The sequence below is a fragment of the uncultured Sphingomonas sp. genome (assembly GCF_964237335.1).
In the GTDB taxonomy this organism is placed as follows: Bacteria; Pseudomonadota; Alphaproteobacteria; order Sphingomonadales; family Sphingomonadaceae; genus Sphingomonas.
Genome location: NZ_CAXSHM010000001.1, coordinates 90,337 through 106,305 on the forward strand (window position 1 = coordinate 90,337; position 15,969 = coordinate 106,305).

At 69.0% G+C, this 15,969-nt stretch carries 14 protein-coding genes; 7 read left to right on the top strand and 7 right to left on the bottom strand.

What is annotated here, in order from left to right; translation table 11 throughout:
- Positions 1–27: 27 nt before the first annotated feature.
- Positions 28–1,278, bottom strand: coding sequence for an N-acetylmuramoyl-L-alanine amidase (locus ACFE65_RS00385; RefSeq protein WP_375380342.1), 1,251 nt, complete (start codon positions 1,276–1,278; stop codon positions 28–30).
- A 509-nt stretch (positions 1,279–1,787) separates the two neighbouring features.
- Between ACFE65_RS00385 and ACFE65_RS00390 the strand changes: the two genes are divergently transcribed.
- The 7 genes from ACFE65_RS00390 to ACFE65_RS00420 all read left to right on the top strand — a co-directional run bounded on the left by ACFE65_RS00390 (position 1,788) and on the right by ACFE65_RS00420 (position 9,764).
- A complete protein-coding gene (locus ACFE65_RS00390; RefSeq protein ID WP_375380343.1) occupies positions 1,788–4,640 on the top strand; it encodes an Rne/Rng family ribonuclease in 2,853 nt (950 codons plus the stop codon).
- A 137-nt stretch (positions 4,641–4,777) separates the two neighbouring features.
- The gene (locus ACFE65_RS00395) at positions 4,778–5,434 is read left to right on the top strand and encodes a hypothetical protein (RefSeq protein ID WP_375380344.1); all 657 of its coding nucleotides are present in this window, start codon (positions 4,778–4,780) and stop codon (positions 5,432–5,434) included.
- A 98-nt stretch (positions 5,435–5,532) separates the two neighbouring features.
- Positions 5,533–6,999 (top strand): M48 family metalloprotease, encoded by a 1,467-nt coding sequence (locus tag ACFE65_RS00400; protein WP_375380345.1) that lies wholly within the window; start codon positions 5,533–5,535, stop codon positions 6,997–6,999.
- Positions 6,996–7,715 carry a DsbA family protein gene (locus ACFE65_RS00405; protein ID WP_375380346.1) on the top strand — a complete coding sequence of 240 codons (720 nt, stop codon included), beginning with the start codon at positions 6,996–6,998 and terminating at the stop codon, positions 7,713–7,715. The genes ACFE65_RS00400 and ACFE65_RS00405 overlap by 4 nt, the downstream gene beginning before the upstream one ends.
- Before the next feature lie 10 nt (positions 7,716–7,725).
- Positions 7,726–8,679, top strand: coding sequence for an ABC transporter ATP-binding protein (locus ACFE65_RS00410; RefSeq protein WP_375380347.1), 954 nt, complete (start codon positions 7,726–7,728; stop codon positions 8,677–8,679).
- A complete protein-coding gene (locus ACFE65_RS00415; RefSeq protein WP_375380348.1) occupies positions 8,676–9,437 on the top strand; it encodes an ABC transporter permease in 762 nt (253 codons plus the stop codon). Before ACFE65_RS00410 ends, ACFE65_RS00415 begins: the two co-directional genes overlap by 4 nt.
- A gap of 33 nt (positions 9,438–9,470) precedes the next feature.
- Positions 9,471–9,764 (top strand): hypothetical protein, encoded by a 294-nt coding sequence (locus ACFE65_RS00420; RefSeq protein ID WP_375380349.1) that lies wholly within the window; start codon positions 9,471–9,473, stop codon positions 9,762–9,764.
- Between the two features lie 44 nt (positions 9,765–9,808).
- Here the strand turns inward: ACFE65_RS00420 and ACFE65_RS00425 are convergent, their stop codons facing one another.
- The 6 genes from ACFE65_RS00425 to ACFE65_RS00450 form a co-directional block, all read right to left on the bottom strand.
- On the bottom strand, positions 9,809–11,644 hold the full coding sequence (locus tag ACFE65_RS00425) for a CocE/NonD family hydrolase (protein ID WP_375380350.1): 1,836 nt from the start codon (positions 11,642–11,644) through the stop codon (positions 9,809–9,811).
- Between the two features lie 166 nt (positions 11,645–11,810).
- Positions 11,811–12,557, bottom strand: coding sequence for a CPBP family intramembrane glutamic endopeptidase (locus ACFE65_RS00430; protein WP_375380351.1), 747 nt, complete (start codon positions 12,555–12,557; stop codon positions 11,811–11,813).
- Positions 12,558–12,584: 27 nt separating this feature from the next.
- The gene (gene glpX, locus ACFE65_RS00435; RefSeq protein ID WP_375380352.1) at positions 12,585–13,556 is read right to left on the bottom strand and encodes a class II fructose-bisphosphatase; all 972 of its coding nucleotides are present in this window, start codon (positions 13,554–13,556) and stop codon (positions 12,585–12,587) included.
- An 84-nt stretch (positions 13,557–13,640) separates the two neighbouring features.
- A complete protein-coding gene (locus tag ACFE65_RS00440) occupies positions 13,641–14,420 on the bottom strand; it encodes a glutaminyl-peptide cyclotransferase (RefSeq protein ID WP_375380353.1) in 780 nt (259 codons plus the stop codon).
- Positions 14,420–15,238: a 2,3,4,5-tetrahydropyridine-2,6-dicarboxylate N-succinyltransferase gene (gene dapD / locus ACFE65_RS00445; protein WP_375380354.1), complete on the bottom strand. Its 819-nt coding sequence runs from the start codon at positions 15,236–15,238 to the stop codon at positions 14,420–14,422. The genes ACFE65_RS00440 and dapD overlap by 1 nt, the downstream gene beginning before the upstream one ends.
- Positions 15,235–15,900 carry a pyrimidine 5'-nucleotidase gene (locus tag ACFE65_RS00450; protein WP_375380355.1) on the bottom strand — a complete coding sequence of 222 codons (666 nt, stop codon included), beginning with the start codon at positions 15,898–15,900 and terminating at the stop codon, positions 15,235–15,237. Before ACFE65_RS00450 ends, dapD begins: the two co-directional genes overlap by 4 nt.
- Between the last annotated feature and the right edge of the window lie 69 nt (positions 15,901–15,969).

Here is a 15,969-nt window from a genome sequence, read left to right on the forward strand (position 1 = left end):
AAGAACCCGGCCCGGAAACGCCGGCGATCACTTCATCGCGATCCGGCGGGCGAAATGGACCTCCACCGCGCGGCGGATGCTCTGGGCGATGCGCTCGCGGCCCTCGTCGCTGTCGAGGAAGGCCGCATCGCGCGGGTTGGAGATGTAGCCGGTCTCGAACAGGATCGACGGCATGTCGGGTGCCTTCAACACCATCAGCGAGGCCATGCGGTGGAAGTTGGGCTTCATCGGCACCAGGTCGTGCCCCTCGCGGCCGAGCAGCTTCGCAAACTCGGCGGAGCTGTTCATCGTCTCGCGCTGGGTCAGGTCGATCAGGATCGACGACACGTCGGCGGGCGCGTCGTCCAGGTTGACGCCCGAGATCACGTCCGCCTTGTTCTCGCGCAGCGCCAGCCGCGCGGCCTCCTTGTCGGACGCGATCTCCGACAGCGTGTAGACGGACGCGCCCGATGCCTCCCCTGCCCCCACGCTGTCGCAATGGATCGAGATGAACAGGTCCGCGTGCAGCCGGCGCGCGATGCCGAACCGCTCGCGCAGGACGAGGTAGCGGTCGTCGTCGCGGGTCAGCGCCACGCGCACCCGGCCCGAGCGGAGCAGCTCGTCACGGATCGCCTGCGCGATCTTCAGCGTCACGTCCTTCTCGCGCAGCCCCGTCTCCGCCGAGATGGCGCCCGGGTCGAAGCCGCCGTGGCCGGCGTCGATCACCACCAGCGGCCGGCTTTCATCCCCCTGCACGCGCGGCAGCTTGATGCTCGTCGCCACCGCCGGGATGGTCGCGACGGCGCGGGCGCGGGGCAGCGGGTGGGGGTGGTTGCCGAAGCTGAACGGGAAGAAATCGAGGTGGCTGGTCGCGGCCGCGGCGGCGAAGCCCGCCTGGTCCACCGGCCGGAGCGACAGGACGAGGGTGCGGCCGCCCCGCTCGAATTGGCCGTCGGTCACTTCCTGCGGTCGTGCGAGCTGGAAGACGAGCCGGGTCGTCCCGTCCGGTCCGGCCGTCTCGCTCATTTCGGATGCAAGACCGGCCACCGCCGGTGCTGCTCCCGCATCGAGGCCCGACACATCGACGGCGATGCGATCCGGCCGTGGCAGCAGTGCGCAGGATGCGGCGGAGACCGCATCGTCGAAGCGGATCGTGATCGCGCGCGCATCGACGGTGACGCCGGTGACGGTCGCCGCCCCGGCGGGCACGCCCAGGGAGGCGGCAAGCATCAGGCCAATCGGCACGACCACCCGCAGCGCATGCCGCGCAACGCCGATCCTCGTCCAGCGCAAATCCATGAGCACCAATCCCTTTTCTCGCGACCCTGGCTACCGGCGCGGGCTCAAGACGCGATTGCGGGATGGGGTTAACCGGCCGTTCGGCAGTTTTCTGCCGGCAAGCACCGGCAATATCCTGCCGTGTCGGCGGGAGTTGAAGCCTGGTCGGTACGATGCTAGCTAGAGCGCAACCGGCGGAGCCGCCCCTTGGGGTGTGCGCTTCAGTTCCGGTAACACCGCCCACCCGGTTTCGTTCCGGTTTCGGCGATTCCAGGTTGACGTCCGCATGTCGCAACGCCCCCGTCCGCTGATCCGCCCGGCTTTCGCCGGCGGCAGCGTCGTCGCGGGTCCGGCCGGAGGCACCACGCCCCGGCGGCGCGCGCGGGCGAAGGCAGTCCTTCGCTTGGCGGACACCGGTCCGGCATCAAGCCATTCCCATTCCGTCCATCCCCATTTCATCCATCATCGCGCCCCGGCCCCATCGGCAGTCGTCCTGCCCCCAGGCGGCCCGGGCGCGTGGAGACGTTTTCATGACCACGCGTATGTTGATCGACGCACGCCACCGGGAAGAGACCCGAGTCGCGGTCGTCACCGGTAACCGCATCGAGGAACTGGATTTCGAGTCCGCCGAGCGCAAACAGCTCAAGGGCAACATCTATCTCGCCAAGGTGATCCGGGTCGAGCCGTCGCTGCAGGCGGCGTTTGTCGATTACGGCGGCAACCGCCACGGCTTCCTCGCCTTTTCCGAGATCCACCCCGACTATTACCAGATCCCGCGCGAGGACCGCGAGGCGCTGCTGCGCGAGGAAGCGGAGCACGCCGCGGAGGAGGCCGCGCTGCGCGCCGAGCAGGACGATGACGACGACGGCGGCCCGGCCGACGACGAGGACGACCGGTTCGACGACCCGGAGGTCGATGCGGCGGCGGACGACGAGGACGACGGCGCCGTCGATGCGCCCGCGAAGGCGCTGCGCGGCAACGGCAACGACGATCAGGTCGAGGCGCTGCGCCAGCGGCGGATGAACCTGCGCCGCCGCTACAAGATTCAGGACGTGATCCACCGTCGCCAGGTGCTGCTGGTCCAGGTCGTGAAGGAAGAGCGCGGCAACAAGGGCGCGGCGCTCACCACCTATCTGTCGCTCGCGGGCCGTTATTGCGTGCTGATGCCCAACACGTCGCACGGCGGCGGGATCAGCCGCAAAATCAGCAACGCCGCCGATCGCCGGCGGCTGAAGACGATCATGTCGGACCTGTCGCTGCCCGCCTCGATGGGCTGCATCGTGCGCACCGCCGGGCTGCAGCGCACGCGCACCGAGATCAAGCGCGACTTCGACTATCTCGCCCGGCTGTGGGACGAGATCCGCGAGAACACGCTCAAGTCTGCCGCCCCCGCATTGGTCTATGGCGATTCGGACCTCATCAAGCGCGCGATCCGCGACATCTATAACAAGGACATCGACGAGGTGATCGTCGAGGGCACGGAGGGCTATCGCCAGGCGCGCGACTTCATGCGGCTGCTGATGCCCGCCCACGCGCGCCGCGTGAAGCATTACAGCGATCCGATCCCGTTGTTCCAGCGCAGCCACGTCGAGGAGCAACTGTCGGCGATGTACCACCCGGTGGTGCAGTTGAAGTCGGGCGGCTACCTCGTCATCAACCCGACCGAGGCGCTGGTATCGATCGACATCAACTCCGGCCGCTCGACGCGCGAGCACAATATCGAGCAGACCGCGACCGCGACCAACCTGGAAGCGGCGGCGGAGATCGCGCGCCAGTTGCGGCTGCGCGACATGGCCGGGCTCGTCGTCATCGACTTCATCGACATGGACAACAACTCCAACGTCCGGAAGGTCGAGAAGGCGATGAAGGAAGCGTTGCGCAACGATCGCGCGCGCATCCAGGTCGGTCGCATCTCGTCGTTCGGCCTCATGGAGATGAGCCGGCAGCGGCTGCGCACCGGCGTGCTGGAGGCCTCCACCCGCGGCTGTCCGCATTGCGAGGGCACGGGGCTCGTCCGCACGGCGTCGTCGGCGGGCCTCTCCGCGCTGCGGCTGATCGAGGACGAGGCGGCGCGCGGGCGCGGATCGTGCCTGACGCTGCACGCCAGCCAGGAAGCGGCGGTGTACGTGCTCAACAAGAAGCGCGCCGACATCGCCGAGATCGAGCAGGCCTATGGCGTGATGGTCGAGATCCTGCCCGACGGCGAGCGCGAGGGCGCGCGCATGGCGGTCGAGGCGAGCGGGCCGCCGCCCGCGCATCCGCCGCGCTTCGACCGGCCGATCGAGGAGGTCGAGGACGATTACGTCGACGAGCCGGAGATCGAGGAGGACGAGGTCGAGGAGGTCGAGCAGGTCGAGGAGCGGCCCGAGCGCGCCGAGCGTCCGGAGCGCGGCGCGGACCGTGCGGAGGGCGAGGAGCGCGGCGGACGCGGGCGCCGTCGTCGCCGTCGCGGCCGGCGCAATCGCCCGGGCGAGGGCGATGCCGCGGTCGATGCGACCGACGCGGAGTCGGAGGTCGATGAGGAGGATGCGTCCGACGTCCTCGAGGTCGGCGGCGACGCGCCGGCGAGCGACGAGCTGTCTGAAGCCGGCGCATTCGTCGGCGAGCCACCGCTCGACGAGGATGCCGGCGAAGGCCGGCGCCGTCGCGGACGGCGCGGTCGCCGGGGTCGTCGCGGCCCGCGCGAGGACGGCGCGGTCGGCGTCGGCACGGAGGGTGAGGCCGAGCCGGGCGCGGACAGCATCGTCGACCCGCAACTGACTGCCGACGTGTCGGAGGCCGAAGCGGAGGCGGTCGTCGCGTCCTATGATGGGGACGAGCCGACGTCCGATCTCGCGACCGAGGGTAATGCGTCCGATAGCCCGGTCGAGGCCGTCGTGGCCGAACCGGCGGCGGAGGCGCCACGCGGCCGCCGCCGTCCGCGGGCTCGCGCGGCGGACGCGGCGGTGGGATCGGCGCCGGCCGAGCCGGTCGCCGAGGAAGCGCCGCCCAAGCCGCGTCGGGGTCGCCGCAAGGCCGCCGACGTACCGGCAACGGCCGAGCCTGTCGGCGAGCCGGTGGCTGAGACAATAGCAGACGCGGCGCCGGAGCCGGAGACAGCAACGGCTGCCGAGCCTACGCCCCGGCGCCGGTCGCGGCGCAAGGCCGACGTGCCGGCGGTGGACGCGGACGAGAGCGCGCCCGCGATCCCGGCGCTGACCGAGACCGCGCAGGTCGACGGCGCGGTCCCGGCGGAGGACGAGGCGATCGTCTCGGCCGAACCGGCGGCCGCGCCACAAGATGCCGATGCTCCCGTCCAGGCGGAGGCGTCGGAGACGGACGGCGATCCCGAGTCGTCGGAGCCCCCCCGTCGCGGCTGGTGGCAGCGCACCTTCGGGGCGTGAGTAAGGGGGAGGGTAAGATGCTCGTAGCGGGCCTTGCCCTTCTCCTCGCCGGCGCGTCGGTCGCATTGCGTGGTGATGCCGCGCCTTTGACGCAGGCAGAGGCGGAGGCGATGACCCCAGCCGCGCTCGCCGACGCGTTGCTCGCGCCCGGCCATCCGGCGATCGTCGACGTCGGATGGCCTAACCGAATGGCGGCGCCGGTCCCGCCACCTCCGTATGTCCCGCCGCTCGACGTCAGGCTGATCGCGGCGGCGACACTCGATCGCGCGTCCGGTTTCTGCGTCAAGCGGAGCTGGCACGTCACCGGCTCCGCGATCGGTGCGGCGCGTGTGCTGATCACCGAGCCCAGCCGCTACCGATTGGCGTCCGCCGACGGCGATTGCGAGGCGCCGGTTGCCACGTTCTTCGGCGTTGACGCGTCCGATCGTCCGCGCGCCTTCACGATCATGCGCCTGCTCGCTGCCGCGGCTGCTCACCCGAATCACGTCGATGCCACCGTGTCGATCGGCGACGGCGGCACCGTCCCATTGATCTTCAGGACTCCAGACGGAGCGGAACGTAGCGCCCTTCTCTCGGCTCTGCCGCTTGACCGCACGTTCGCGGTCGGTCGATACATAGTGACACCGCTGCTGAGTCCCGTCGATCTCGCCGGCGTCACCGGCACCCCGCGCGAGACCTGGGAGCTCGATGCCTTTGACCCGCGCGGCGCAATGGTCTGGACCATCCAACTGGCGCTCGACGGCGATCGCATTGCGGCGCTCCGGATGATCCACGCCGTTCCCGCCCCATTCTGATCGACTAGTTTCGAAAGGCCAGCGACCCGGCGCGGTCGACATTGCACCGACGACGCTTGCCCCTGTTCTGTATCCTCCGATTGTGCTTATGGGCGGCGATGCCGAACCGCGCCTTCCGCCTCGTTCGCCAGTCACCTCACGCCGCATCGTTCGGGACCGAGGGCGCTAATGTCGGGATATCGGACCTTGCGGCCGCATCAAGGTCCCAATTCCGGAGATCGCTACGCCTCGCGGCTCTGGCGTCGCTGACACTCGCCGCCTCCCAGCCCGCCGCGGCGCAGTCGATCCTGCGCGATGCGGAGACGGAGGCGATGTTCGCCGACATGGCCGCGCCGCTGGTGAAGGCGGCGGGCATGGACCCCAAGACCGTCAAGGTCGTCCTCATCAACGACGACGAGATCAACGCGTTTACGGCGGGCGGTCAGACGATCTACGTCAATTCCGGGCTGATCGCGGCGGCGGACAACGCCAACCAGGTTCAGGGCGTGATCGCGCATGAGCTGGGCCATATCGCCGACGGGCATGTCGTGCTCGCCAACGAGGGCGTGCGGCCGGCGATGGGCATCCAGATCCTGTCGATCGTGCTGGGCATCGCGGCCGCGGCCGCGGGCGGCGGCGAGGCGGCGGCGGGGATCATGGCGGCGGGGCAGCAGGCGGCGCTGGGCAATTACCTCGCCTATTCGCGCACCACGGAGGCGACCGCGGACGCGACCGGCGCGAAGTTCCTGCGCGAGGCGGGGATCACCGGCCAGGGCATGCTCGATTTCTTCAAGAAGCTGCAGGCGCAAGAGGCCTATTGGTCCGCCACCGGCAAGCTCGATCCGTTCATGCAGAACCACCCGCTCACCGGCGAGCGGATCGCGGACCTGAGCGCCGACATCCAGGCGTCGCCCGCCTTCCACACCAAGCCCGATGCAGCGCTGAACGTCCGCTTCCTGCGGGTGCGCGCCAAATTGCAGGGCTTCGTCGCCCCCGCCAAGGACACGCTCGGCAAGTATCCGGTGTCCGACCAGTCGATCTACGCACATTACGCGCGCGCCTATGCGTACCATAAATCGGGCTTCCCGGAGCAGGCGGACGCCGAGGCGACTGCGCTGGTGACGGCGCAGCCCGACGATCCGTATTTCGAGGAGATCCGCGGCCAGATCCTGCTGGAGGCGGGGCGGCCGCGCGATGCGCTGGCGCCACTACGCCGCGCCGTCGACGGATCGCGCGACGCACCGCTGATCGCGACGACGCTGGGCCACGCGCTGATCGCGACCGAGGACAAGGCGAACTATCCCGAAGCCGAGCGCGTGCTGCGCGTCGCGGTGGCGCGGGACGACGACAATCCGTTCGGCTGGTATCAATTGGGCCAGGTCTATGCGTTGCAGGGCGACGACGCGCGCGCCGCGCTCGCGACCGCCGAGCAGGCGAGCCTGACGGGCAATACCAAGATCGCCGCCTTCACCGCGCGCAACGCGATGGCCGGCATCCCCCAGAACAGCCCGGACTGGTTCCGCGCGCAGGACATCGCGATGACCAACCAGAACGAGCTCGACGACGGCCGGAAGCACAAGCATTGAGCCGCTGGACGCCGTATATCGGCGCCGTGCTGGGGCTGATGCTCGGCGCGGGCGCGGTGCTCTGGTGGAGCGGCGGGAGCGGAAGCGACGCGCGCGGGGGCGAGGCGATCCGCGCCTATTTGCTCGACCATCCCGAGGTGATCCAGGAGGCGATGGGCCGGCTGCAGGAGCGCGAGGCGGGCAGGCAGGTCGCCGCCAACCGCCCGGCGATCGAGACGCCCGTCGGCAGCGCCTGGGCCGGCAATCCCAAGGGCGACGTGACGGTGGTCGAATATTACGACTATAATTGCGGTTACTGCCGGGCGAGCCTGCCGACGATCCGCGAGTTGGTCGCCGCCGAACCGCGCGTACGGATCGTCTATCGCGAGCTGCCGGTGCTCGCCCAGTCGAGCCTCGTCGCCGCGCGGGCCAGCCTGCTCGCCGCGCGTCAGGGCCGGTTCGCGCGCTTCCACGACGCGCTCTACGCGGCCGGGCCGGTCAGCGACGCGACGATCGCCGCCGCGGAGCGAACGGCGGGCGTGGATACCGCGCGTGCCGCCGACGCGGAGCCGGCGGCCGACACGGAGATCCGCGCGAACCTCGCGATGCAGCAGCGGCTGGGCATTGGCGGTACGCCGAGCTGGGTGATCGGCGACCGGGTGCTGACCGGCGCGCAGACGCTCGATCAGTTGCGTACTGCGGTCGCCGCCGCGCGCACCGGTCGGACCGCCACGTGAGCACTGCGACGTGAGCGCTGCGACGAACCTTGAGAACCCCGTCTTGCTGATCGAGGGCGTCTCCAAGACGTATGCCTCAGGCACCGTCGCGTTGCAGCCCGTCGACCTGGCGATCCGGCGCGGCGAGATCTTCGCGCTGCTCGGCCCCAATGGCGCGGGCAAGACGACGCTCATCAACATCGTCTGCGGCATCGTCACCGCGTCCGCGGGCCACGTGACCGTCGCGGGCCACGACGCGGTGCGGGACTTCCGCCAGGCGCGCCGCCTCGTCGGGCTGGTGCCGCAGGAATTGAACGTCGACATGTTCGAGACGGTGCTGGCGACCGTCACGTTCAGTCGCCGGCTGTTCGGCCGCTCGGGCCACGCCGCCTATATCGAGCAGGTGCTGCGCGACCTGTCGCTGTGGGACAAGCGGCACGCGAAGATCCTGGAACTGTCGGGCGGCATGAAACGGCGCGTGCTGATCGCCAAGGCGCTGAGCCACGAGCCCGATGTGCTGTTCCTCGACGAGCCCACCGCCGGCGTCGACGTGGCGCTGCGCCGCGACATGTGGGGGCTGGTCCACCGGCTTCGCGAGCGCGGCGTGACGATCATCCTGACGACCCATTACATCGAGGAGGCAGAGGAGATGGCCGACCGCGTCGGCGTGATCGACCGCGGGCGCCTGCTGCTGGTGGAGGACAAGGCCGCGCTGATGGCCAAGCTCGGCCGCCGCTCGCTAACGCTGGCGCTCGACCGGCCGCTAGCGGCGCTGCCCGAGGGGCTCGCCGGCTGGCCGCTGGTGCTGGAGGAAGACGGGCACCGGCTGCGGTACGACATCGCGGGCGACGATCGCACGGCGGCGCTGCTGGCCGAGCTCGCGACGCTCGGCATCGGCTTTTCCGGGCTGGAGACGCACCGGTCGAGCCTGGAGGATATCTTTGTGTCGCTCGTCGGGCGGCCAGAGGTGGCGAGCGCCGCATGAACACGCATGGCGTCTGGGCGATCTATCGCTTCGAGATGGCGCGGGCGCTGCGTACGATCTGGGAGACGCTGGCGACCCCGGTCATCACCACCGCGCTCTATTTCGTCGTCTTCGGCGGTGCGATCGGCAGCCGGATGAGCCAGGTCGGCGGCGTCGCCTACGGCAGCTTCATCGTGCCGGGGCTCATCATGCTGTCGGTCCTGACCAACAGCATCGGCAATGCGTCCATCGGCATCTATTTCCCGCGCTTCACCGGCACGATCTACGAACTGCTGTCGGCGCCGATCACCGCGGTCGAGATGGTGATCGGCTATGCCGGCGCGGCGGCGACCAAGTCGATCGCGATCGGGTTGCTGATCCTCGCCACCGCCTGGCTGTTCGTGCCGGTGCGGATCGACCACCCGCTCGCCGCGCTCGCCTTCTTCCTGCTGACCGCCGTCGCCTTCTCGTTGTTCGGGTTCATCATCGGGCTGTGGGCGAAGGGGTTCGAGCAATTGTCGGTCGTGCCCGCGCTGCTCATCACACCGCTGACCTTCCTGGGCGGCAGTTTCTATTCGATCGACATGCTGCCCCAGCCGTGGCGGACGATCAGCCTGTTCAACCCGGTGCTTTACCTCGTCAGCGGCTTTCGCTGGAGCTTCTACGGCCAGGGCGACGTGGGCGTCGGGATCAGCCTGGCGGTGACGGCGGGGTTCTTGGCTCTGTGCCTGGGCGTGATCGTCGTGATCTTCCGGACCGGGTGGCGGCTGAAGAGCTGAATATTGAGAAAGTTCTTAGCAAAGGAAATGAGTATGAACGATGAGGAACACGCGAAGGATGAATGGGCACAAAGAATGGCTCGTAGAAAAGGTCTCCTAAGCAAAGGAGAGCTACGTAAGCGAGACGCCTTTGAAAGGCTGCGTTATGCCTTTCATCGCGGTCACCGCGAACACGTACTTGAACCACATTGGGGTATCGGCCTTCCGATGGACAGGGTTGTAACTTACGTCGGCGTGGACCCAGAGGAAATAGAAGCTATCATTAAAGAAGAGCTTGACCGTGGCGATGACGCAATCGAATCTTATAGAGAAGCCCGTCGATCTTAACTAGCTATAAAGATGACAAACTGGGTCTTTATAATAGGTAAGCTTCACCGCATCACCGGCAGCATCACCCGCGATGCCTGCCCCGGCGCGAAGCACACGCTCTGCGTCGCCGTCACGTAATCCGCCGGCTTCGCCTTCGCGATGTTGGGCACGAAGGTCTGCGGATTGCGGTCGATCATCGGGAACCAGCTCGACTGCACCTGCACCATGATCCGGTGCCCTTTCAGGAACACGTGGTCGTGGTCGCGCAGCGGCACGTCCCAGGCGATCACCTTGCCGGGCACGAGCGGCTGCGGATCGGTGTCGCTCGCGAGGAACCGCCCGCGCCGCACGTCCATCGCGACCGGCAACTGATAGCCGCCCAGCTGCCGCGTATAGTCGCCGAGCTTCGCTTTGGCGGGATCATAGGCCTGCGTGTCGTCGGGCAGCACGTCGATCAGCTTCACGACCACGTCCGAATCGGTGCCGGTGGTCGAGGCAAAGATCGTCGCCGCCAGGCTGCCCGTCACCGTCAGGTCCGCCGCCAGCGGCGCGCTTGTCCAGCTCAGCACGTCCGGGCGGTGATCGACGAAGCGCTGGTCCGCCGCCTCCCACCACCGCCACTCGGGCGCGGGATAGGTGGGCGAGATCGGTCGCGCGCGGAACGGCACCGGGTTGGCGGGATCGGAGATGTACTGCCGGCACCCCTCGTCGGCCGCCGGCGCGGTGAACGACAGGCTGGCGTCGGCATGGAGGTACAGCGCGGTCGCCTGCGCGCCGGCGGGCGGCCAGCTTGCATAGGTCTTCCACATGTTGGAGCCCGATTCGAACATCTTCGCGGTGAAGTCCGGCCGCTCGCCCTGCCCATGCAGCCAGTAGCGGAAGAACGGCGCCTGGATCTGCTCCTGGAACTGCGTCCCGCTCTCCTGCGGCAGCGGGATCGGGCCGAGCGTGTCGCCCTTGCCCTGCCAGCCGCCGTGGTTCCACGGGCCGGACACCATCTGCGCGAGGTGCCGGGGATCGTCCTTCTTCTGCTGCGCGTAGATGCGCCACGACCCCGACGGGTCCTCCTGGTCCCAGAAGCCCGCGACGTTCAGCGTCGGCACCGTCGTGCGGCCGAATGCGGTCTGCCAGTTCTGCCCGGTGTAGAAGGCGTCGTGGTTGGGATGCTCCACCAGCGCCGTGAACATCGGCACGCGCCCCTGGAAGCTGTCGCGATCGATGTTCGCCGCCGCGCCCTTGCCCAGGAACCACTCGTAGGTGTCGCGGGTCGGATAGGCGAAATCGGTGTTCGCGGTCTTGTCGAGCTGCAGCGACGACACCCAGTCGGTCGCGTAGCTCAGCCGCAGCGCCCCGTTGCGGTGGAGGTCGTCCGACTGCCAATAATCGACCCACGCCGCCTGCGGGCTCGCGGCCTTCAGCGACGGATGCGGGTGGACCAGCGCCATGCCGGCGGTGAGCCCGGGATAGGACACGCCCCAGATGCCGACGCGGCCGTTGTTGGCGGATATGTGCTTCACCAGCCAGTCGATCGTGTCGTAGGCGTCGGTCGATTCGTCCACCGCCTTGGAGTCGCCGGGATGAACCGCGGTCGACAGCGTGAAGACGCCGTCCGACTTGAACCGCCCGCGCATCGACTGGAACACGAAGACATAACCGTCGCGCATCAGCGTCTCATACCGCCCCGCGCCCGGCGGCGCCGCATCGGGCACGCCATAGGGCGTGCGCTGGAGCAGGATCGGCAGCTTGTCGGACCGGCCCGTCGGACGCAGGATCACCGTCTGCAACCGCGCGCCGTCACGCATCGGGATCATCACCTCCTCGAAGGTGAAGGGGGATTTCGCGGCGGCGGGCGGCGGCGCGGACTGAGGAGCGGCTTGTCCGCCGGCCGAAAATGCCAAGATGCTCGCCCCGATCAATGCCCCGATGCGCATATGCGTGTCCCTCCTGCCTCAAACTCCGTTCACCCTGAGCTTGTTGAAGCCTGTCCTGAGCGACGCCGCAAGCGGCGTCGAAGGGGGCTGCCTTTCTTTGGCAAGACAGGACAGGGCTTCGACAAGCTCAGCCTTAACGGTTTGAGAAAAGTTTCGCGTGTTTCCGCCGCCGCACCGCCTGCCGCACCCACGGCCGCACCACCAGGCTGCCGACGTCGATCAGCGCATGATAGCCGATCGCGAGCGCCAGGCTGCCGCTGCCGAGATACAAGGCCGTCAGGCCTGCGCCGACGACCGTCGTCGTCGCCACCCCGCGCCAGCCCTGATAGCGGTGCGCGAAACCGAACAGCGCTGTCGATCCCGCAAAGCCCGCCAGCGCGCCCCCGCCGCCCGGCCGCGCCATCGCCGCCAGCAGCGGGAGGAGCAGGCGGAAATACCCCTCCTCCGTCAGGCCGGCGACGAAGCTCAGCACCGTCGCCCATCCGCGATCCGCGGGATCGGTCGCCTCCAGGCTGGCGAACTCGCCGAACCAGTAGCGCGGCGAGCGTCCGCGCCATGCCCGCCAGGCCGCGATGCCCGACGCGGCCGCCATGCCGAGCAGCGCGCCTGCGACCATGCCGCCGACCAGCCACGGATCGCGGTCACCCAGGCCCAACAGCCGAGTCACCGGCGCGAACTCCGGCGGCACCATCACGAGCGCCGACGCTCGCCCAGCCAGAACGAGCAGCACGGGAACGGGCAGGCCGAACCGCCACAAGGCGCCGATGGCGAACCGACGGAAGCGATTTCCGCGCCACATGGGGGCAGCCCGCGCTCCCCGGACCTGCCGCACCATCGGCAGCAGCGCCGCGAGCAGCAACGCGGTGGGCCAGGCGTTCACCGGAACTGCCCGCCCGCCCGCCGACGGTCAGCCGATGCGGTGCTCGCCCTTCACCCAGCGGACGGTGCCCGACGAGGCGCGCATCACGACGCTCTCGGTGGTCATCTTGCCGCTCTTGCGCTTGACGCCGGCGAGCAACGATCCGTCGGTGACGCCCGTTGCCGCGAAGATGCAGTCGCCCTTGGCAAGCTCGGTCAGGTCGTACTGCTTGTCGAGATCGGTCACGCCCCATTTGGCGGCGCGGCCGCGCTCGTCGTCGTTGCGGAACAGCAGGCGTCCCTTGAACTGCCCGCCTACGCAGCGCAGCGCAGCGGCCGCCAGCACGCCCTCCGGCGCGCCGCCCGATCCCATGTAGATGTCGATCGTCGTGTCGGGGTTGGTGGTCGCGATCACGCCCGCGACGTCGCCATCGCCGATCAGCATCACGCCGCACCCGATCGCGCGCAGCTCGGCGATCAGCGCCTCGTGCCGGGGACGGTCGAGCACGCAGGCGACGATGTCGCGCGCCGCCACGCCCTTGGCCGCCGCGAGCGCCTCCACGTTCTGCGTCGGCGACTTGTCGAGGTCGATGATGCCCTCAGGGTATCCCGGGCCGCATGCGATCTTCTGCATGTAGACGTCGGGCGCGTTGAGCAGCCCGCCCTCTTCCGCGATCGCGAGCACAGCCAGGCTGTTGGGGCCCGCGGTCGCGCAGATCGTCGTTCCTTCGAGCGGATCGAGCGCGATATCGATCTTGGGGCCCTTGCCGATCGCGGAGCCGACCTTCTCGCCGATGAACAGCATCGGCGCCTCGTCGCGCTCGCCCTCGCCGATCACCACAGTGCCGTCCATGTAGAGCTCGTTGAGCGCGGTGCGCATCGCATCGACTGCCGCCGCGTCCGCCGCCTTCTCGTCGCCACGCCCGGTCATCGTCGACGCCGCCACCGCCGCCGCTTCGGTGACGCGCACCATCTCGAGCACGAGGACACGATCGAGGACGTTGCTCGCGGTAACTGACATGGCGTTCTCCCTGGTTGCTCCGCGCTTAGGCAGGCGGCGGCGCGTTGTCGATACGATCGGCGAAGCTGGGCTGAAAACGGAAAGTCAGCCTTTGGGTGGCCGGATCTGGAACAGGATCGGCCAGTCCTTGCCGGTGACGAACAGCCGCCGGTGCGCGGCGTCCCAGGCGATGCCGTTGGGGACGTCGTCCTGGTCGGTGGGATGCACCTTTGCGGTCAGCGCCGACACGTCGATCCACCCTATGATAACGCCGCTGACCGGATCGATGCGCGCGATGCGGTTGGTGCGCCAGATGTTGGCCAGGATCTCGCCATCGACATATTCCAGCTCGTTGAGCTGATCGACGGGGCGGTTGCCGTCCATCACCCTCAACCGGCTTCGCTCGGCGAGCGTCACGGGATCGAGGAAGCGGAGCTGGTCCGTCCCGTCCGACATGATGATCGACCGCCCGTCGGTGGTAAGCGCCCAGCCCTCGCCCGGATAGCGGAAGCTGCCGACGCGCTTGAAGTCTTCGAGCGACCAGCGCCAGCCGATGCCGTCCTGCCACGTCAGACTGATGATCTGCCGACCCCAGACGACGATGCCTTCGCCAAACGTAGGGGGCGGGATGGCGACGCTGCGCACCACCTTGCCGGTCGCGAGATCGACCTCGCGAATCGACGAGCGGCCCGGCTCACCGGTACTCTCGTAGAGGTGGCCGTCGTGGAACAGCAGCCCCTCGGTAAACGCGCGCGGGTCGTGCGGGAAGGTTCGGATGACGCTGGCGGCGGTCGTCGGCACCGATGCGGGCTGGTGCATCTGCGCCGGCGCCCCGCCGATGGCACCGATGGCGACCGCCAGAGCGAGCAGGAGCCGCGCGCGCATCAGTCGCGCAGCAGGTCGTTGATGCTGGTCTTCGACCGCGTCTGCGCGTCCACCCGCTTGACGATCACCGCGCAGTAGAGGCCGGGGCCGCCGTCCTTCCCCGGCAACGTGCCGGGCACCACCACCGAATAGGGCGGCACTTCGCCCCGGAACACCTCGCCCGTGGCGCGGTCGACGATCTTGGTCGAGGCGCCGAGGTACACGCCCATCGACAGCACCGCGCCCTCGCCGACGCGCACGCCCTCCGCCACCTCGGACCGCGCGCCGATGAAGGCGCCATCGCCGATGATGACCGGATCGGCCTGGATCGGCTCCAGCACGCCGCCGATGCCGGCACCGCCCGACAGATGGACGTTGCGCCCGATCTGCGCGCAACTGCCGACGGTCGCCCAGGTGTCGACCATCGTCCCCTCGCCCACGTGCGCGCCGATGTTGACGAAGCTCGGCATCAGGATCGCGCCCTTCGCGACATGCGCGCCGTGCCGCACCACGCAGCCGGGCACCGCGCGGAAGCCGGCGGCGCGGAATGCGGCCTCGTTCCAGCCTGCGAACTTGGAGGCGACCTTGTCGAACGCGGGCGCGCCGGCACCGTCCATCACCCGGTTGTCGTTGAGGCGGAACGACAGCAGCACCGCCTTCTTGAGCCACTGGTTGACCCGCCAGCCGCCGGCCCTGTCGGGCTCCGCCACCCGCGTCGTGCCCGCATCGAGCGACGCCAGCGCCTGCGTCACCGCGTCGCGGACGTCGCCTTGGGTGCCCAGCCCGATGTCGGCCCGCGCCTCCCAGGCGGCATCGATGGTCGAAGCGAGATCGGTCATTGGTCCTCCAGGATGACGCCGAGCCAGTCGGCGAGATCGGGAATCGTGAAATCGATGAAGTCGCGGGCCGGATCGCCGGCCTGTTCCGATCCGTTGTCGACCCACACTGTCGTCATGCCGATCGCCTTGGCGGGCGCGAGATTGCGCGCCATGTCGTCGACGAACAGCGACCGCGCGGGATCGAGCGCGAACGCGTCGCACAGGCCGCGATAGGCGGACGCGTGCGGCTTGGGCATCAGCCTCATCGCGTGAATGTCGTGAACGCCCTCGAAGCTCGCCCCCAGGCCCAACCGCTCCAGCACTTTGCCGGCATAGGGCGCATCGCCGTTGGTGAAGACCAGCTTGCGCCCCGGCAAGGCGGCGATCCGATCGACCAGCAGCGCATCGTGCGCCAGCACGTCCAGCTCGATGTCGTGGACATAGGCGAGGAAGGCGTGCGGATCGACGTCATGCTCGGCTATCAGCCCCGACAATGTCGTCCCGTGCCCCAGGAACCACGCCTTCTGCGCCCGAAACGCCGCGTCGCGATCGAGCCCCAGCCGTCCCGCGACGTAATCGGTCATGCGGGCATCGACCTGCGCGAACAGGTCCGCGCTCGCGGGATAAAGCGTGTTGTCGAGATCGAAGATCCACGTGTCGATCGAGGCGAAGCGGGCGAGCATCGCGGCCACGCTTAGGGAGGCGGCGCGGGACGGGCAAGCATCCTTCCCCGCGGCTCGCGGCCTCCTTCC

Excerpts from the sequence above, each read along its gene's own strand:
- ACFE65_RS00385 (WP_375380342.1), bottom strand. The coding sequence starts at position 1,278 with ATGGATTTGCGCTGGACGAGGATCGGCGTTGCGCGGCATGCGCTGCGG.
- ACFE65_RS00390 (WP_375380343.1), top strand. The coding sequence starts at position 1,788 with ATGACCACGCGTATGTTGATCGACGCACGCCACCGGGAAGAGACCCGA.
- ACFE65_RS00400 (WP_375380345.1), top strand. The coding sequence starts at position 5,533 with ATGCCGAACCGCGCCTTCCGCCTCGTTCGCCAGTCACCTCACGCCGCA.
- ACFE65_RS00415 (WP_375380348.1), top strand. The coding sequence starts at position 8,676 with ATGAACACGCATGGCGTCTGGGCGATCTATCGCTTCGAGATGGCGCGG.
- ACFE65_RS00420 (WP_375380349.1), top strand. The coding sequence starts at position 9,471 with ATGAACGATGAGGAACACGCGAAGGATGAATGGGCACAAAGAATGGCT.
- glpX (WP_375380352.1), bottom strand. The coding sequence starts at position 13,556 with ATGTCAGTTACCGCGAGCAACGTCCTCGATCGTGTCCTCGTGCTCGAG.
- ACFE65_RS00440 (WP_375380353.1), bottom strand. The coding sequence starts at position 14,420 with ATGCGCGCGCGGCTCCTGCTCGCTCTGGCGGTCGCCATCGGTGCCATC.
- dapD (WP_375380354.1), bottom strand. The coding sequence starts at position 15,238 with ATGACCGATCTCGCTTCGACCATCGATGCCGCCTGGGAGGCGCGGGCC.
- ACFE65_RS00450 (WP_375380355.1), bottom strand. The coding sequence starts at position 15,900 with ATGCTCGCCCGCTTCGCCTCGATCGACACGTGGATCTTCGATCTCGAC.